This is a genomic window from Streptomyces sp. LBL, assembly GCF_029893585.1.
GTDB lineage: Bacteria > Actinomycetota > Actinomycetes > Streptomycetales > Streptomycetaceae > Streptomyces.
This window is the reverse complement of the sequence record NZ_JARXYX010000018.1, coordinates 150,332-165,539: the sequence shown is the minus strand read 5'-3', so window position 1 is coordinate 165,539 and position 15,208 is coordinate 150,332. Positions and strand designations below refer to the sequence as shown.

Here is a 15,208-nt window from a genome sequence, read left to right as displayed (position 1 = left end):
CAGTATCTTCGCAGGTCAGAAGCGTATCGGCGGCAACCCCTGGCGGGTTGCCGCCGATCGTGTTTAGGTGCGTCCTGTGGCTCCCTTATTGACACCGGTATGGATACTGGCTTCGACGACGACTCGCACGGGGGTGTGACCGCATGGCCGCAGGAGGTTTCTGCAAGCTGCCCACCGGCAGTGTGGTGGTGGCGCTGAACCTGCCCAGCCCCGCCGCTCACGATGCGGGCGCGGTCCGCGTGCTCGTCCACGCCCAGAACCGGGCGCGCGCCCTGACCAGGCTGCGCAACCTGGGCATGCGTGCGGTCTACCTGCGGGGCAACGCCGCCCCGCCGACCCCGGACGAGGTCACCGCGGTCCTGCATCACCCGGACGGCCTGATATGGCGTACAGCGCCTGACAACGCTGTCGGCGGCCCGGAACTGGTCCAGGAGCTCTGGCAGCCCATCCGGGCGCTACTGAGGCGCCCGGCGACACCGGCGTGACGGGGCCGGCCGTGATGGACCGACCGGGACGGCGTCGATGGTGACTGTCCCGACCCCGACCGTGACGGAGTCGATGGTGCCCGTCCCGACCTCGACCGGGACGGGACTGACCGGACCGACCTCGACCGGGACGGGACTGACGGTGACCGGCCCGACCGGGACGGGACTGACGGTGACCGGCCCGACCGGGACGGGACTGACGGTGACCGGCCCGGCCGTGCGGTAGTGCCCAGCGACCGCGGGCTGTCGGCGCTGGGCGACCGCCGGGGCGTAGCGCCTCGCAGGGCGAGGTGCACCCCGCGTCGACGGGCCAGGAGGTGAGAACCCCGGAGCCCGCGCCACGCTGCTTTCAGGCGGCCCGGGATCGCCCCAGGGTCACCCCGTGACCGGGGACTCCGCGATGCAGCCGCCCGCGCTCACCAGGCCCTTGGCGCTCTGCTCCTCGAGCACCTTGCCCTTGTGGATGATCTTGCATGTGACCTGGGCGCCTTCGGGGTCCGTGGCGACCGGTATGACCGCCGCGGGCATGATGCCGCGCAGGGTGACCGTCTTCGTCCAGGGCAGCCGAGGCTTCGACACCGACTCGATCTTCGGCTCCATGGCCGTGCCCTCCCCGCCGTGGAAGTCGATCGACTCGACGTTCTTCCCCGTCACCTCGTAGGTGACTTCGTACGTCTCGTTCACCGCCTTGTCGACCTGGTTGACCGTTTCGGAGCAGGCGCTGAGGCCGAGCGCGAGACCGGCGACGGCGACGGAGCAGGCGGCGGTGCGGACGGTGCGATTCATAGGGATCCCCCCGGATCGTGAAGGTCGAATCCGCAGCAAACCGCAAAGGGAAAGTAAAGTCAATCGGTTGCGAGCCTCAGGAAGCGCAGGTCAGTGGACCAGTGCAGCTTCGATGCCCGCCGGGGCGTGGCAGGGGTCGTCCGTTCTGACAGTGACGCCCACCCCAGGTGGCGCAACCGACCACTACGCCACCACGGGCTTGCCGGTCAGTTCCACGCCCGACTCCCGCATCTCCGCCAGCGCCCGCTCGGTCGTCGCCTCGGCCACCCCGGCCGTCAGATCCAGCAGCACCTGGGTACGGAAGCCCTCCCGGGCCGCGTCCAGGGCGGTGGCGCGGACACAGTGGTCGGTCGCGATACCGACCACGTCCACCTCGTCGACCTCGCGGGCGCGCAGCCAGTCGGCCAGCGTCACCCCGTTCTCGTCGGCGCCCTCGAAGCCGCTGTACGCCGCCGCGTACGCCCCCTTCTCGAAGACCGCGTCGATCGCGCCGGAGGCGACCGCGGGGGCGAAGTTCGGGTGGAAGCCCACGCCCTCGGTGCCGGCGACGCAGTGCGCCGGCCAGGAGTGGACGTAGTCGGGGTTGGCGGCGAAGTGGCCGCCGGGGGCGATGTGGTGGTCGCGGGTGGCCACGACGTGCTGGTACCCGGAGCCGGCCGCCTGACCGATCAGCTCGGTGACGGAGGCGGCCACATCGGCGCCCCCGGCCACTGCGAGGCTGCCCCCCTCGCAGAAGTCGTTCTGTACGTCAACGACGATCAAGGCGCGGCGCATGGTCGGTGCCCTTCGGTTATGGACGAGTGGTTCTGTGGAGCGGTGCGGGCCCGGCAGGTGAACCTCCGAGCCTATGGACTCCAAGGGCCGCGCGGGAGAGGGCGTTACGGGCGTATGACGGCGTACCCGCTTTTCAGCTACCCGAGCGCCCGTGCACGTACTCCGTGGGAAGGACCGGTTCTCCGCGCGACAGCTGGGTCGCCGACAGGGGCAGACTGCCCCGGACGGCCGCGTGCCGGTCGCGGACGACGTCCAGGGGCTCCCGGGCGACGACCTCGCCGCCCTTGACCAGCTCGACCAGCAGCTGCCGGTCGACCAGCTCGCCCGGTACGGGCCCGGTGCCGACGACCTCGGCCTCCGCGGTCCCGTGCTCGTCGAGGCGCCGCGCGGCCCACTTGCGGCCGCCGACGGACGTCTTGCCGCCCGTGGAGTTCTTCGCCACCGGGACCAGCGGGGCCTTCGGGTCCGCGGTCTCGGCGCGGGCGACCAGCTTGTAGACCATCGAGGCCGTCGGGTGCCCGGAGCCGGTCACCAGCTGGGTGCCGACGCCGTACGCGTCCACCGGGGCCGCCGCGAGCGAGGCGATGGCGTACTCGTCCAGGTCCGACGTCACGATGATCTTCGTGTTCGTGGCACCCAGCTCGTCCAGCTGCTGCCGGACGCGGTACGCCACCAGCAGCAGGTCCCCGGAGTCGATCCGCACCGCGCCCAGCTCGGGCCCGGCGACCTCCACCGCCGTCCGGACGGCCTCGGTGACGTCGTACGTGTCCACGAGCAGGGTCGTGCCCCGGCCCAGCGAGTCCACCTGGGCCTGGAATGCGTCCCGTTCCTGGTCGTGCAGCAGGGTGAAGGCGTGGGCGGAGGTGCCCACGGTGGGGATGCCGTAGCGGAAGCCGGCCGCCAGGTCGGAGGTGGTGGTGAAGCCGCCGACGTACGCGGCGCGCGCGGCGGCGACCGCGCCCAGCTCGTGGGTGCGGCGGGCACCCATCTCGATCAGCGGCCGTCCGCCGGCCGCGGACGACATCCGGGAGGCCGCCGCGGCGATCGCCGAGTCGTGGTTGAGGATGGACAGGATCACGGTCTCCAGGAGCACGCACTCGGCGAAGGACCCCTCGACCCGCATGATCGGTGAGCCCGGGAAGTACGCCTCGCCCTCGGGATAGCCCCACACGTCGCCCGAGAAGCGGTAGGAGGCGAGCCAGTCCAGAGTCGTCTCGTCGACGATGGAGCGCTCACGCAGGAAGCCGAGAACGTCCGCGTCGAACCGGAAGTTCTCGATGGCGTCGAGGACGCGTCCGGTGCCGGCCACCACACCGTAACGGCGCCCGTCGGGCAGCCGCCGGGTGAAGACCTCGAACACGCTGCGCCGTTCGGCGGTCCCCGCGTTCAGCGCGGCCTGAAGCATCGTGAGCTCGTACTGGTCCGTGAAGAGCGCTGTCGAAGGTACGTCCACCGGCAGCCCAAGGTCCGCTGTGTTCATGGCAACGCATGCTACCCCCATTTCGTCAGTGTGACGATTTACGGGGGGCGTGGCAGCATGGGCGTTGTGACGTCACCCGCTCCCCTTGAGACCGAACGCACCGAGCCGGCGGAAGAGGTCTTCGCCGTCCCGGAACCGGACGTTCCCTGGGTCACGATCGTCCACAACGACCCGGTCAACCTCATGAGCTATGTGACGTACGTCTTCCAGTCGTACTTCGGCTACTCGAAGGACAAGGCCACCAAGCTCATGCTCGATGTCCACCACAAGGGCCGGGCGGTCGTCTCCAGCGGCAGTCGCGAGGAGATGGAACGCGACGTGCAGGCCATGCACGGCTACGGTCTGTGGGCCACCCTCCAGCAGGACCGGAAGTAGCGAACTCCCTTCATGCCAGGAACCTTCGAACCGCTCCCCGGCGGCGGCGCGGCCGTCGCCCTCGACGACGTCGAGATCTCCATCATCCGGTCGCTGGCCGTCCAGTTGCTGGAACTCATCGGACCGGGCCCCGCCGAGGACACCGACGACCCGCTCGCCGAGCTGTTCGCCGAGGGCCCCAGTGAACCCCCGTCCGACCCCGTCCTCAGGCGCCTGTTCCCCGACGCCTACAGCGACCCGGAGGGCGCCCCCGGGCCGAAACGGGCCGAGGAGGAACGGGCGTACTCCGCCGAGTTCCGCCGCTACACCGAGAACGACCTGAGGGCCGGCAAGCGGGACAACGCTCTCGCGGTGATCCGCTCCCTGGATGCGCTCGCCTCTCCCGGCGAGGGCGGGGCCGTGCTCAAACTGTCGCCCGGCGAGTCCCAGCAGTGGCTGCGCGCCCTCAATGACCTGCGGCTGGCGATCGGCTCCCGGCTGGAGATCACTGACGAGGACGACAGTGACCTCCTCTACCACCTCCCGGACGAGGACCCGCGCAAGCCGATGGTGATGGCGTACCTCTGGCTGGGCGGCCTTCAGGAGACGCTCGTCAGCACGCTGATGCCGTGACTGTCAGCACGCTTGTGCCCTGAGTCTCGGCATGCCCATGCCGTGACTGTCGGCGTGTTCATGTCCTGACTCTCGGCACGATCATGACCTGACTCTCGACATGCTCACGCCGTGGCCGTCGGCCCGCTCCGCCGTGGCGTGTGAAGGAAATGTGTCCGCTCAGCGGACGCTCAAATCCGGATAACGATAGCGTCAACCCGGCGGACACCTATGCCCCTCGCGGGTGGCTTTTGTCCGCCTTTATCTGTGCGCTGGGCCACATGTCCCCCAGGTGATCAGTGTGGTGACCGTGATAAATCTTCACGACCGCCCGGCGAACACCACCCATGGATTCGGCCGGGTGCGCCACCGAGCCGACTGACCGTCGGCCAGGCATGAGTGAACCCGGGGAAGATCGAGCAGGTCCCCGGGTCCGCTCACACTCCATCAGTCCGGGGGGATTCGAGACCCGGTCCGAGGCCGACGAAGGGCCCGGGCCGGCATGGAGAAAGGCGCACCACACATGACCTCAGCGCAGGCCGACACGGAGAAGACCCCCGAGGGAGAGGGGTACGAACGCGGGCTGGGCAGCCGCCAGGTCCAGATGATCGCGATCGGCGGCGCCATCGGCGTCGGTCTCTTCCTCAACGCCGGGGCGAACATCGCCAAGGCGGGACCGAGCCTCATCCTGATGTACGCCCTCGCGGGCGTGATCATCTTCTTCATCATGCGGGCCCTCGGCGAACTGCTTCTCTACCGTCCGGTCTCGGGCTCCTTCGCGGAGTACTCCCGCGAATTCCTCGGCCCGTTCTTCGGCTACTTCACCGCCTGGACCTACTGGCTGATGTGGGTGGTCACCGGCATGGCGGAACTGACCGCCGCCGCGATCTACATCAACTACTGGTTCCCGTCGATCCCGCAGTGGGTGTCGGCGCTGATCTTCCTGATCGTGCTCTTCGCCGCCAACCTGATCTCGGTGAAGGTGTTCGGCGAGATCGAGTTCTGGGCCTCGATGATCAAGGTCACCGCCCTCATCGGCATGATCGTCATCGGCCTGGGCGTGCTCACCTTCGGCTTCAGCTCCGCCGGTGACACCGCCGCCGTCTCCAACCTCTGGCAGTTCGACGGCTTCTTCCCCAAGGGCATCGGCTCGTCCCTGATGACCTTGCAGGGCGTCATGTTCGCCTACCTCGCCGTCGAGCTGGTCGGCGTCACGGCCGGCGAGTCCGAGAACCCGGAGAAGACCCTCCCCAAGGCGATCAACACCCTGCCCTGGCGCATCGCGCTGTTCTACGTCGGTGCCCTCACCATCATCCTGTGCGTGGTGAAGTGGACCGAGTTCGCGCCGGGCGTGAGCCCCTTCGTCGAGGCGTTCGCGAAGATCGGCATCCCGGCGGGCGCCGGCATCGTCAACTTCGTCGTCCTCACCGCGGCCCTGTCCTCCTGCAACTCGGGCATGTACTCCACAGGCCGCATGCTGCGCAACCTCGCGGACAACGGCGAGGCCCCGCGCGGCTTCACCAAGTTGTCGGCCTCCAAGACCCCGGCCTCCGCCATCACCGTCTCCGTCGCCTTCATGGGCATCGGCGTGGTCCTCAACTACGTCGTCCCGGAGAAGGCGTTCGGCTACGTCACCTCGGTGGCCACCGCGGCCGGCATCTGGACGTGGCTGATGATCCTGGTCAGCCACGTCCTCTACCGCCGCGCGGTCGACGCGGGCCGCCTGCCCGCCTCGTCCTTCCCCGCGCCGGGCGGCGCGAAGTGCTCGTACGTCGCCATCGTCTTCCTGCTCTTCGTCACCTGCCTGATCGCGTACGACGCCGACGCCCGCGTCTGCCTCTACGTGATGGCCGGCTGGGCCGCCGCCCTGGGCATCGGCTGGCTGATCCTCAAGCGCCGAAACCCGCAGATCGCCGAGCGCCGCGAACCGGAGATCGAGAAGGCCGTCCGCTAGCGTCCCCGGAGATCGAGAAGGCCGTCCGCCAGAGTCCCCGGACGTCCGGCCTACGAGCCGCACGTCCTGGGCCGTCCGGCCTACGAGCCGCACGTCCTGGGCCGTCCGGCCTACGAGCCGCACGTCCTGGGCCGTCCGGCATGCGGGCCGTCCCGTACCACCCATCGGTACGGGGCGGCCCTTCTGCTTATCCTGACGAACATGCTGACCATCACCCAGGCCCTCGTCGACCAGATCGTCGCGCACGCGCGCAAGGACCATCCCGACGAGGCGTGCGGCGTCATCGCGGGCCCGGCGGGCTCGGACCGCCCCGAGCGGTTCATCCCCATGCTGAACGCCGCCATGTCGCCCACCTTCTACGAGTTCGACTCCGGCGACCTGCTCAAGCTCTACCGCGAGATGGACGACCGCGACGAGGAGCCCGTGGTCGTCTACCACTCCCACACGGCGACCGAGGCATACCCCTCCCGCACCGACATCTCCTACGCCAACGAGCCCGGCGCCCACTACGTCCTCGTCTCCACCGCGGACACCGACGACGCCGGCCCGTTCCAGTTCCGCTCCTTCCGGATCGTCGACGGCGAGGTGACGGAGGAGGAGGTGAACGTCGTGGAGGCATTTTGAACGCCGCTCACCATGGTCCACCAGGACGTCGAGGAGATGGGCCGTCTGATGGCCCGGCTGCCGGTCCGGCTGCTGTTCGACCGCACGGAACACCCCGACGCCCCGGCCTGTCCTCCACGGTCGACCCCACCCGCCTGGTGCTCAGAAAGTCCGCCGGATGCCACCCAGGACCCCCCAGAACCTCTCCTGAACTGTGCGGTCTCACTCCCCGGCCGTAAAGCGTCCGGAATGTGGGACCGTATTCCGGGACCCGGGCCGGGAATCGATACGATGAGCCCATGGTTCTTGACGACGTGAGCGAGAAGACGCCGGGCATGCTGCTCGTGGCGCGGCTGCACGTCGACCTGTGCAGGCTCGCCAGCGCCATCTGTTGACGCTGCCCTGCCGCCGCACGGCCGTGAGCCGCGGCGCCCACCCGCACCACCCCGCTGCAACACGCTGCCGCGCGCCCACCGACCTGACCACTTTCGACAGGAGCCCGCAACCATGGCCATCGAGGTCCGCATCCCGACCATCCTCCGCACGTACACCGACGGCCAGAAGGCGGTGGACGGCCAGGGAGACACCGTCGCCGAGCTCTTCGCCGACCTCGAGACCCGGCACACGGGCATCCAGGCCCGCATCGTCGACGGCGACCAGCTGCGCCGCTTCGTCAACGTCTACCTCAACGACGAAGACGTCCGCTTCCTCGACGGCATCAACACCAAGCTCGCCGACGGCGACAACGTGACGATCCTGCCGGCCGTGGCCGGCGGCATGGTCTAAGGCCCGCTGACCCCATGCGTTACGACTCCCCGCTGGCCGCGGTGGGCAACACACCTCTGGTGCGCCTGCCGCGGCTGTCGCCGTCCGCCGACGTCCGCCTCTGGGCGAAGCTGGAGGACCGCAACCCCACCGGCTCGGTCAAGGACCGCCCCGCCCTGCACATGATCGAGCAGGCGGAGAAGGACGGCCGGCTGACCCCCGGCTGCACCATCCTGGAGCCCACCTCCGGCAACACCGGCATCTCCCTCGCGATGGCCGCCAAGCTCAAGGGCTACCGCATCGTGTGCGTGATGCCCGAGAACACCTCGCAGGAGCGCCGGGACCTGCTCGGCATGTGGGGCGCCGAGATCATCCCCAGCCCCGCCGCGGGCGGCAGCAACACGGCCGTACGGGTCGCCAAGGAGCTCTCCGCCGAGCACCCCGACTGGGTGATGCTCTACCAGTACGGCAACCCGGACAACGCGGGCGCCCACTACGCGACGACCGGCCCGGAGATCCTCGCCGACCTCCCGTCGATCACCCACTTCGTCGCGGGTCTCGGCACCACCGGCACCCTGATGGGCGTCGGCCGCTTCCTGCGCGAGCACAAGCCGGACGTGAAGATCGTCGCCGCCGAACCACGCTACGACGACCTGGTGTACGGCCTGCGCAACCTCGACGAGGGCTTCGTACCGGAGCTGTACGACGCCTCCGTCCTCACCACCCGCTTCTCGGTCGGCTCCGCCGACGCGGTCACCCGCACCCGCGAACTCCTCCAGCAGGAGGGCATCTTCGCGGGCGTCTCCACCGGCGCCGCACTGCACGCGGCGATCGGCGTCGGCAAGAAGGCGCTGCAGGCGGGCGAGAGCGCGGACATCGCGTTCGTCGTCGCCGACGGCGGCTGGAAGTACCTCTCGACGGGCGTCTACACGGCGGCCACGACGGAGGAGGCCATCGAGGTGCTGCAGGGTCAGCTCTGGGCCTGAGCTGCTCGCTTCATGACAGCCCCGCTTCCACCAGCCACCCGTTCGACACCGTCGGCCCGACGCCGGCGGCCACACCTTACGCGGGCACTCGTTACACGGTGACTCGTTACACGGTGACTCGTTGCACGGGCGCCGTTACGCGGCGACTCGTTACGTAGCCGCTCGCAACGTGGCCACTCGCAACGTAGCCACCCGTCACGGAGCCAGGTGACGGACCCGGTCCCACAGGGCCGGGTCCACCACCCCGGCCCGCCGGCGGAAGTCCTCCACCGGCACCTCGCGCAGCTCGTCCGTCTCCAGGAAGCTCGCCCGCCCGTTCGCGTCGCCCACCGAGCCGGGCGGCAACGGGATCACGCCGGCCCGCTCGCCGTGATACCTGCTGGTGATCTTCGCGACCATCGCCCGGTCCCCGTGCACCACCAGCACCAGACAGGGCCGGTCCTTGCCGCCCGGCCCGTCCTCGTACGGAACGTTCGCCCACCAGATCTCCGCCGGCCGTGGACGGACCTCGCCCGCCTCCGGACGCCCGGGCGGCCGGGCGCGACGAGTGGCGGGCCGATGCCCCCGCCCCCAGCCGTCCACGAGCACGGCGACCAGCGCCAGCAATACCACCGCCGCGATCGCGAGCCACCAGGACCTGTCCATACCGGTGACGTTACCGGCGCGCGATCGCGCCCGCGCGCCCTCTCGCAACTCTCATGCGCTCTCGGTCCAGCCGAACCGGTGACAGCACAGGTGAGTTCGCCCACAACAGCCCTTGGCGGAGGCGCGACCGGGGGTTTCGCGTTTTACGCTCGACCCACCGCACGACCACCGACGCCACCACTCTCTTCGTTTCCCGCCAGCGGAGGTTTCTGCCTTTATGAAGCTCACCGTCGTCGGCTGCTCGGGGTCGTTCCCGTCCGCGGATTCGGCCTGCTCGAGCTACCTCGTCGAGGCCGACGGCTTCCGGCTGCTTCTCGACATGGGCAACGGTGCCCTGGGCGAGCTGCAGCGCCACTGTGGTCTCTACGACCTCGACGCGATCTTCCTCAGCCACCTGCACGCCGACCACTGCATCGACATGTGCGCGTACTTCGTCGCGCGCTACTACCGCCACGACGGTGGCCGCTGCGCCCCGATCCCCGTCTACGGACCCGAGGGCACGGAGCACCGCCTCACCACGGCCTACGCGGACACCCCCACCGCCTCCTCCATGAGCGAGGTCTTCGACTTCCACACGGTCAAGCCCTCCACCTTCGACATCGGCCCGTTCACGGTCCACACGGAACGCGTGTCCCACCCGGTCGAGGCGTACGGCATCCGCGTGGAGCACGGCGGCAAGGCCCTGACGTACTCCGGAGACACGGGCGTCACCCCGGCGCTGGACGAACTCGCCCGGGACGCCGACCTGTTCCTGTGCGAGGCCGCGTTCACGCACGGCAAGGAAGACATCCCCGACCTGCACCTCAACGGCCGCGAGGCGGGCGAGACGGCGGCCCGGGCAGGCGTCCGCCGCCTGGTCCTCACCCACATCCCCCCGTGGACCGACCCGCGAGCCAACCTCACCGACGCGCGCGCGGTGTTCGACGGCCCGGTGGAACTGGCGACGCCGAGGGTGTCGTACGAGATCTAGCTGCCACGACGTCTGGCCACCACCTCTGGCCACCACCTCTGGCCACCACCTCTGGCCACCACCTCTGGCCACCACCTCTGGTTACTACGACGTCCAGCTGCTACGACATGACAAAGGCCCCGGGAGCTCGCCCCCCGTGGGAGGGGACCCTTCCGCAGGTACGGCTAGGCTCAATGCCATGTCTCGAATCGACGGCCGCACCGCCGAACAACTCCGCCCGGTCACCATCGAACGCGGCTGGAGCAAGCACGCCGAAGGCTCCGTCCTCGTCTCCTTCGGCGACACGAAGGTCTTCTGCACCGCCTCCGTCACCGAAGGCGTCCCGCGCTGGCGCAAGGGCAGCGGCGAGGGCTGGGTCACCGCCGAATACTCCATGCTGCCCCGCGCCACCAACACCCGCGGCGACCGCGAATCCGTCCGCGGCAAGATCGGCGGCCGCACCCACGAGATCAGCCGGCTCATCGGCCGCTCCCTGCGCGCGGTCATCGACTACAAGGCGCTCGGCGAGAACACCATCGTCCTCGACTGTGACGTCCTGCAGGCCGACGGCGGCACCCGCACGGCGGCCATCACGGGCGCGTACGTGGCACTCGCCGACGCCGTCTCCTGGGCCAAGGGAAAGAAGCTGATCAAGGCCGGCCGCCAGCCCCTCACCGGGACCGTCTCGGCGGTCTCGGTCGGCATCGTCGACGGCATCCCCCTCCTCGACCTCCGCTACGAGGAGGACGTCCGCGCCGAGACCGACATGAACGTCGTCTGCACCGGCGACGGCCGCTTCGTCGAGATCCAGGGCACCGCCGAGGCTGAACCCTTCGCCCGCGACGAACTCAACTCCCTCCTCGACCTGGCAGTTGCCGGCTGCACCGATCTCGCGGCCTTGCAGCGCAAGGCACTTGATACCGCCCTCGAAAAGTAAAGGGCGACCCAAGAAGGACGGCCGACGCGGGCAACCGCGCCGACCGCCCTCGCGTCACTACGGGTACGGGCGCACGGCACACCACCGTGCGCCCGGCCACACGTCGGCCCGCTGGGGGCCTGACCAACGGGAGGAACCGTTCCATGGCCGCGAGCCGACGCCGCCGAAGTCGCCGTACCGTCATCGCCGCCGCTGTCGCGGCCGTCGGACTGACGGTCGGCCTCACCACCGGCTGCGAAGCCGTCAGCAAGGCCCTGGACTGCGTCCAGACCGCCGACGCCATAGCCGACAGCGTCACCGATCTCCAGCAGGCCGTGGAGAACGCGTCGAACGACCCGACGCAGCTGGAGCAGTCCCTCGACTCCATCGACGAGAACCTCGACGACATCGGCGACAAGACCGACAACGCCGACGTCAACAAGGCGGTCGACGACCTGGGCGACGCCGTCGGCAACGTCCGTACGGCCGTCAAGAACGGCGACGAGACCCCCGACCTCAGCCCGATCACCGACGCGGCGGGCGAACTGACCAAGGTCTGCACGCCCTAGCCACGCCTGGCCACGCCTAGCCACGCCGTAACCCCACCGGCGCGGCCGGGATACTGGTGGGCATGACCCGCCTGATCCTCGCCACCCGCAACACCGGAAAGATCACCGAACTCCGGGCGATCCTCGCCGACGCCGGCCTCCCGCACGACCTCGTCGGCGCGGACGCCTACCCCGACATCCCCGACGTCAAGGAAACAGGCGTCACGTTCGCCGAGAACGCCCTCCTCAAAGCCCACGCCCTCGCCCAGGCAACCGGCCTGCCCGCCGTCGCCGACGACTCCGGCCTCTGCGTTGACGTCCTGAACGGCGCCCCCGGCATTTTCTCGGCCCGCTGGTCGGGACGCCACGGAGACGACCGCGCCAACCTGGACCTGCTGCTGGCCCAGCTGTCCGACATCGCCGACGAACACCGAAGCGCCCACTTCGCCTGCGCGGCGGCGCTCGCCCTGCCGGACGGCACGGAGCGGGTGGTCGAGGGCCGGCTGCGGGGAGTACTGCGACACGCCCCCGTCGGCACGAACGGCTTCGGCTACGACCCGATCCTCCAGCCGGAGGGCGAGACGCGGACGTGCGCCGAGCTGAGCGCGGAGGAGAAGAACGCGATCAGCCATCGGGGGGAGGCGTTTCGGGGGCTGGTGCCGGTAGTGCGGGAGTTGTTGGGATGAGGCACGGGAGAGGGGCCGCCCGGCTCCGGGCGACCCCTCTTTTGCGTGCGGCCGGTGGGACTCGAACCCACACGGGCTTTCGCCCACTGCGATCTAAACGCAGCTCGGCTGCCAAATTACGACACGGCCGCTCAAAACGGTCATCACGCTCGACCGGCGGCATTCAGTCTACGGGGACAACAGCTCATCCCGCGAGAGGGGCTCTCCCCTTCTGGCGACACCACGTCTCCGTCAGCGCATGACAGTTGGGGCACAGGTGCCGCAGATTCTCCCGGCGGTTGTCGCGCCAGTCTCCGTTGACGTGGTCGATCTGCAGTGTGATCGATTGGCCCCACCACTCGCCCGTGTTGCCGCAGGTCTCGCATGCATACGGCATTCCGATCCGCCCGAGCCGCCGCATCAGATCAGTCCAGTTGCGGGCCTCGGCGACGACAGGCGCGAGCTGTTTCTTGCCGTACGTGTCCGGTCGCAGTGCACCGCGACCGGGGGTGGCGCTCATCTCCGGTCCCGCTGTGTCCTGCACGTCCATGTCCCCTCCGATCTGGACCCCACGTTCGTGATCTCGTACGGAGTGACGAACCGTTTATCGGACGGTCACGCGCGAAACGTAAAGGCAGCTGATACGCTTACCAGCGATGCCTTCCAGGCGCGGACCGTTGTTTGTCCGCTCGGGAGGCTTTTTTCATGACCTCAGCAGAGTGGGACATCCGCCCAGCCACCCCCGCCGATCGCCCCACCGTCGAACGCCTCTGGCTTCTCTTCCGGCATGATCTGTCCGAGTTCGGAGGGCAACTGCCCCATCCGGACGGGACGTTCCGTAGTGAGCGGTTGGAGGCTGCCTTCTCCGGGGACCCGGACTGGGCGCCGTATCTCTTCAGTGTCGGCGAGAATCCGGTCGGGTTCGCGTTCGTGCGGGCGCTCGGTGGGCCTGCCCGGGTGCTCAACAGTTTCTTCGTGGTGCGCGCGGTGCGCAGGAGCGGGGTGGGGCTCCGGGCCATACGGGAGGTGGTCGCCCGGCATCCGGGGGACTGGGAGATTGCCTTTCAGGACGACAACACCGTTGCCGTCCGCTTCTGGCGGCGGGTCGCGACCGAGCTCGTCGGGGATGCGTGGACCGAGGAGGCCAGGCCGGTGCCGGAGCGGCCCGACCTGACTCCCGACGTGTGGATCTCGTTCAGATACCCAAGTCCTTGATGATCTTCGCCACGTGGCCCGTCGCGCGCACGTTGTACAGCGCGCGTTCCACCTTGCCCTCCTCGTCCACGATCACCGTGGACCGGATGACGCCCATGTAGGTCTTGCCGTAGTTCTTCTTCTCGCCGTAGGCGGCGTAGGCCTCGGTGGCCGTCTTTTCGGGGTCCGCGAGGAGGGTGACCTTGAGGTTCTCCTTCTCGCGGAACTTCGCCAGCTTGTCGGGCTTGTCCGGGGAGATGCCGATGACGTCGTAGCCGGCGGCGGCCAGGACGTCGAGGTTGTCCGTGAAGTCGCAGGCCTGCTTCGTGCAGCCGGGGGTCAGGGCGGCCGGGTAGAAGTAGACGATGACCTTGCGGCCCTGGTAGTCCGACAGGGAGACGTCTTTTCCGTCGGCGTCGGGGAGGGTGAAGGCGGGGGCTACGTCCCCGGGCTGGAGTCGCTCGCTCATCGGGCAAGCGTAACCGGGGGGTCCTGACCGTGCGACGAGCCGCGGAGCTGACAGACTGTCCAGAACAAGCCGCAGCAACACGTATCAGCTGACTTCGGAGGCCCCACGGTGGCGGACACGTCGGAACCGAGAACCCCGGCGCAGATCGAGGCGGACATCCAGCGCCGCCGCGACGTGCTGGCCGAGACGCTCGACGAGATCGGGGTACGGGTACATCCGAAGACGATCGTCGGCGATGCCAAGGCCAAGGTCGTCTCCCATGTCGATCACACGCTGGGCCGGGCCTACGTCGAGGTCAATCGCGTGGTGAGCGACGTCAAGGCGCAGTTCGTCGACGAGGAGGGCGCGCCCCGGTTGGAGCGGGTCGTGCCCGTCGTGGTCGTCGTGGTCGGGGTCGTCGGGCTGCTGGCCCTGGGGACCCGGCGGCGCAGGCGCTGAACGGGCCGACCCTTCCGCGTACGGTCGCGGCGAAGGCAGGTAGGTTCAGTGGTGTGAACGCCAACAGAAACGAGCAGAGCACCCCGCACGACAAGCTGCCCATCCGGATGCTGCACGACCGTGTACTCGTGCGGCAGGACACCAGTGAGGGTGAGCGGCGTTCCGGTGGCGGGATCCTGATTCCGGCCACCGCGGCCGTCGGGCGTCGGCTGGCGTGGGCGGAGGTCGTGGCCGTGGGTCAGAACGTACGGACCGTGGAGACGGGTGACCGGGTGCTGTTCGATCCGGAGGACCGGGCCGAGGTGGAGGTGCGGGGCATCGCGTATGTGCTCATGCGTGAGCGCGATCTGCACGCCGTGGCCGCGGACCGGTTCGAGGGGACCGAGGACTCCACAGGGCTGTATCTGTGAGTCCGTGCGACCTGTGAGTCTGCGCGGGCTGTGGGACATGTGAACCTGTGGGACATGTGAACCTGTGCGACCTGTGCGACCTGTGAGTCAGCGAATCCGCAGGCAGGGGTTCGACAAAGGGCTGGTGACTGTCGTCACCAGCCCTTCTTGTCTTGTCCTCCCTTTGCCGTCGTCG

Annotated in this window: 22 protein-coding genes, 1 tRNA gene and 1 pseudogene; 17 read left to right on the top strand and 7 right to left on the bottom strand. The window is 69.1% G+C overall.

What is annotated here, in order from left to right; all coding sequences use genetic code 11:
- Window positions 1-143: 143 nt before the first annotated feature.
- The gene (locus M2271_RS22600) at window positions 144-485 is read left to right on the top strand and encodes a hypothetical protein (protein ID WP_280889105.1); all 342 of its coding nucleotides are present in this window, start codon (window positions 144-146) and stop codon (window positions 483-485) included.
- A gap of 37 nt (window positions 486-522) precedes the next feature.
- Window positions 523-711, top strand: a complete 189-nt coding sequence (locus tag M2271_RS22595) for a hypothetical protein (RefSeq protein ID WP_280889104.1) — start codon at window positions 523-525, stop codon at window positions 709-711.
- Window positions 712-860: 149 nt separating this feature from the next.
- Here the strand turns inward: M2271_RS22595 and M2271_RS22590 are convergent, their stop codons facing one another.
- The 3 genes from M2271_RS22590 to M2271_RS22580 form a co-directional block, all read right to left on the bottom strand.
- Window positions 861-1,271, bottom strand: a complete 411-nt coding sequence (locus M2271_RS22590) for an MmpS family transport accessory protein (protein ID WP_280889103.1) — start codon at window positions 1,269-1,271, stop codon at window positions 861-863.
- A 183-nt stretch (window positions 1,272-1,454) separates the two neighbouring features.
- Entirely contained in the window at window positions 1,455-2,045 is a 591-nt protein-coding gene (locus M2271_RS22585; protein ID WP_280889102.1) for an isochorismatase family protein, read from the bottom strand.
- 133 nt (window positions 2,046-2,178) lie between these two features.
- On the bottom strand, window positions 2,179-3,525 hold the full coding sequence (locus M2271_RS22580) for a nicotinate phosphoribosyltransferase (RefSeq protein WP_280889101.1): 1,347 nt from the start codon (window positions 3,523-3,525) through the stop codon (window positions 2,179-2,181).
- Between the two features lie 57 nt (window positions 3,526-3,582).
- Between M2271_RS22580 and clpS the strand changes: the two genes are divergently transcribed.
- The 8 genes and pseudogenes from clpS to M2271_RS22545 all read left to right on the top strand — a co-directional run bounded on the left by clpS (window position 3,583) and on the right by M2271_RS22545 (window position 8,799).
- Window positions 3,583-3,900 (top strand): ATP-dependent Clp protease adapter ClpS, encoded by a 318-nt coding sequence (gene clpS, locus M2271_RS22575; RefSeq protein ID WP_280889100.1) that lies wholly within the window; start codon window positions 3,583-3,585, stop codon window positions 3,898-3,900.
- Between the two features lie 12 nt (window positions 3,901-3,912).
- Window positions 3,913-4,512 (top strand): DUF2017 domain-containing protein, encoded by a 600-nt coding sequence (locus M2271_RS22570; protein ID WP_280889099.1) that lies wholly within the window; start codon window positions 3,913-3,915, stop codon window positions 4,510-4,512.
- A 502-nt stretch (window positions 4,513-5,014) separates the two neighbouring features.
- Window positions 5,015-6,445: an amino acid permease gene (locus M2271_RS22565; RefSeq protein WP_280889098.1), complete on the top strand. Its 1,431-nt coding sequence runs from the start codon at window positions 5,015-5,017 to the stop codon at window positions 6,443-6,445.
- Window positions 6,446-6,646: 201 nt separating this feature from the next.
- Complete coding sequence (locus M2271_RS22560) at window positions 6,647-7,069, top strand: M67 family metallopeptidase (protein ID WP_280889097.1); 423 nt, start codon at window positions 6,647-6,649, stop codon at window positions 7,067-7,069.
- Window positions 7,070-7,072: 3 nt separating this feature from the next.
- Window positions 7,073-7,287, top strand: a pseudogene (locus M2271_RS22555) (substrate-binding domain-containing protein); the annotation flags it as partial.
- Window positions 7,288-7,347: 60 nt separating this feature from the next.
- A complete protein-coding gene (locus tag M2271_RS42560; RefSeq protein WP_348539184.1) occupies window positions 7,348-7,443 on the top strand; it encodes a putative leader peptide in 96 nt (31 codons plus the stop codon).
- Between the two features lie 112 nt (window positions 7,444-7,555).
- Window positions 7,556-7,834 (top strand): MoaD/ThiS family protein, encoded by a 279-nt coding sequence (locus M2271_RS22550; protein WP_280889096.1) that lies wholly within the window; start codon window positions 7,556-7,558, stop codon window positions 7,832-7,834.
- Window positions 7,835-7,848: 14 nt separating this feature from the next.
- Window positions 7,849-8,799, top strand: a complete 951-nt coding sequence (locus M2271_RS22545; protein WP_280889095.1) for a cysteine synthase — start codon at window positions 7,849-7,851, stop codon at window positions 8,797-8,799.
- A 195-nt stretch (window positions 8,800-8,994) separates the two neighbouring features.
- Here M2271_RS22545 and M2271_RS22540 read toward each other — a convergent pair whose 3' ends face one another.
- Entirely contained in the window at window positions 8,995-9,444 is a 450-nt protein-coding gene (locus tag M2271_RS22540) for a type II toxin-antitoxin system PemK/MazF family toxin (protein WP_280889094.1), read from the bottom strand.
- 217 nt (window positions 9,445-9,661) lie between these two features.
- On the opposite strand from M2271_RS22540, the gene M2271_RS22535 reads away from it, so the two are divergent.
- The 4 genes from M2271_RS22535 (at window position 9,662) to rdgB (ending at window position 12,543) form a co-directional block, all read left to right on the top strand.
- A complete protein-coding gene (locus M2271_RS22535) occupies window positions 9,662-10,414 on the top strand; it encodes an MBL fold metallo-hydrolase (RefSeq protein ID WP_280889093.1) in 753 nt (250 codons plus the stop codon).
- 178 nt (window positions 10,415-10,592) lie between these two features.
- The gene (gene rph / locus M2271_RS22530; protein WP_280889092.1) at window positions 10,593-11,330 is read left to right on the top strand and encodes a ribonuclease PH; all 738 of its coding nucleotides are present in this window, start codon (window positions 10,593-10,595) and stop codon (window positions 11,328-11,330) included.
- Between the two features lie 143 nt (window positions 11,331-11,473).
- Entirely contained in the window at window positions 11,474-11,878 is a 405-nt protein-coding gene (locus tag M2271_RS22525; protein WP_280889091.1) for a hypothetical protein, read from the top strand.
- Window positions 11,879-11,940: 62 nt separating this feature from the next.
- A complete protein-coding gene (rdgB, locus tag M2271_RS22520) occupies window positions 11,941-12,543 on the top strand; it encodes an RdgB/HAM1 family non-canonical purine NTP pyrophosphatase (protein ID WP_280889090.1) in 603 nt (200 codons plus the stop codon).
- A 46-nt stretch (window positions 12,544-12,589) separates the two neighbouring features.
- On the opposite strand, the gene M2271_RS22515 is transcribed toward rdgB, so the two are convergent.
- Together M2271_RS22515 and M2271_RS22510 are read right to left on the bottom strand one after the other, a co-directional pair.
- Window positions 12,590-12,674, bottom strand: a tRNA-Leu gene (locus M2271_RS22515).
- A gap of 53 nt (window positions 12,675-12,727) precedes the next feature.
- Window positions 12,728-13,072: a hypothetical protein gene (locus M2271_RS22510; protein WP_280889089.1), complete on the bottom strand. Its 345-nt coding sequence runs from the start codon at window positions 13,070-13,072 to the stop codon at window positions 12,728-12,730.
- 155 nt (window positions 13,073-13,227) lie between these two features.
- Between M2271_RS22510 and M2271_RS22505 the strand changes: the two genes are divergently transcribed.
- The gene (locus M2271_RS22505) at window positions 13,228-13,737 is read left to right on the top strand and encodes a GNAT family N-acetyltransferase (RefSeq protein WP_280889088.1); all 510 of its coding nucleotides are present in this window, start codon (window positions 13,228-13,230) and stop codon (window positions 13,735-13,737) included.
- Here the strand turns inward: M2271_RS22505 and bcp are convergent.
- Window positions 13,718-14,185: a thioredoxin-dependent thiol peroxidase gene (gene bcp / locus M2271_RS22500; RefSeq protein WP_280889087.1), complete on the bottom strand. Its 468-nt coding sequence runs from the start codon at window positions 14,183-14,185 to the stop codon at window positions 13,718-13,720. The genes M2271_RS22505 and bcp overlap by 20 nt on opposite strands.
- A 108-nt stretch (window positions 14,186-14,293) precedes the next feature.
- Between bcp and M2271_RS22495 the strand changes: the two genes are divergently transcribed.
- Both M2271_RS22495 and M2271_RS22490 read left to right on the top strand, forming a co-directional pair.
- Window positions 14,294-14,623, top strand: coding sequence for a DUF3618 domain-containing protein (locus M2271_RS22495; RefSeq protein ID WP_280889086.1), 330 nt, complete (start codon window positions 14,294-14,296; stop codon window positions 14,621-14,623).
- Window positions 14,624-14,676: 53 nt separating this feature from the next.
- Complete coding sequence (locus tag M2271_RS22490) at window positions 14,677-15,033, top strand: co-chaperone GroES (RefSeq protein ID WP_280889085.1); 357 nt, start codon at window positions 14,677-14,679, stop codon at window positions 15,031-15,033.
- Window positions 15,034-15,208: the final 175 nt, after the last annotated feature.

Bases quoted from the DNA above. Each gene is read 5' to 3' on its own strand.
- M2271_RS22600 (WP_280889105.1), top strand. From the start codon at position 144: ATGGCCGCAGGAGGTTTCTGCAAGCTGCCCACCGGCAGTGTGGTGGTG.
- M2271_RS22595 (WP_280889104.1), top strand. From the start codon at position 523: ATGGTGACTGTCCCGACCCCGACCGTGACGGAGTCGATGGTGCCCGTC.
- M2271_RS22590 (WP_280889103.1), bottom strand. From the start codon at position 1,271: ATGAATCGCACCGTCCGCACCGCCGCCTGCTCCGTCGCCGTCGCCGGT.
- M2271_RS22585 (WP_280889102.1), bottom strand. From the start codon at position 2,045: ATGCGCCGCGCCTTGATCGTCGTTGACGTACAGAACGACTTCTGCGAG.
- M2271_RS22580 (WP_280889101.1), bottom strand. From the start codon at position 3,525: ATGAACACAGCGGACCTTGGGCTGCCGGTGGACGTACCTTCGACAGCG.
- clpS (WP_280889100.1), top strand. From the start codon at position 3,583: ATGGGCGTTGTGACGTCACCCGCTCCCCTTGAGACCGAACGCACCGAG.
- M2271_RS22570 (WP_280889099.1), top strand. From the start codon at position 3,913: ATGCCAGGAACCTTCGAACCGCTCCCCGGCGGCGGCGCGGCCGTCGCC.
- M2271_RS22565 (WP_280889098.1), top strand. From the start codon at position 5,015: ATGACCTCAGCGCAGGCCGACACGGAGAAGACCCCCGAGGGAGAGGGG.
- M2271_RS22560 (WP_280889097.1), top strand. From the start codon at position 6,647: ATGCTGACCATCACCCAGGCCCTCGTCGACCAGATCGTCGCGCACGCG.
- M2271_RS42560 (WP_348539184.1), top strand. From the start codon at position 7,348: ATGGTTCTTGACGACGTGAGCGAGAAGACGCCGGGCATGCTGCTCGTG.
- M2271_RS22550 (WP_280889096.1), top strand. From the start codon at position 7,556: ATGGCCATCGAGGTCCGCATCCCGACCATCCTCCGCACGTACACCGAC.
- M2271_RS22545 (WP_280889095.1), top strand. From the start codon at position 7,849: ATGCGTTACGACTCCCCGCTGGCCGCGGTGGGCAACACACCTCTGGTG.
- M2271_RS22540 (WP_280889094.1), bottom strand. From the start codon at position 9,444: ATGGACAGGTCCTGGTGGCTCGCGATCGCGGCGGTGGTATTGCTGGCG.
- M2271_RS22535 (WP_280889093.1), top strand. From the start codon at position 9,662: ATGAAGCTCACCGTCGTCGGCTGCTCGGGGTCGTTCCCGTCCGCGGAT.
- rph (WP_280889092.1), top strand. From the start codon at position 10,593: ATGTCTCGAATCGACGGCCGCACCGCCGAACAACTCCGCCCGGTCACC.
- M2271_RS22525 (WP_280889091.1), top strand. From the start codon at position 11,474: ATGGCCGCGAGCCGACGCCGCCGAAGTCGCCGTACCGTCATCGCCGCC.
- rdgB (WP_280889090.1), top strand. From the start codon at position 11,941: ATGACCCGCCTGATCCTCGCCACCCGCAACACCGGAAAGATCACCGAA.
- M2271_RS22510 (WP_280889089.1), bottom strand. From the start codon at position 13,072: ATGGACGTGCAGGACACAGCGGGACCGGAGATGAGCGCCACCCCCGGT.
- M2271_RS22505 (WP_280889088.1), top strand. From the start codon at position 13,228: ATGACCTCAGCAGAGTGGGACATCCGCCCAGCCACCCCCGCCGATCGC.
- bcp (WP_280889087.1), bottom strand. From the start codon at position 14,185: ATGAGCGAGCGACTCCAGCCCGGGGACGTAGCCCCCGCCTTCACCCTC.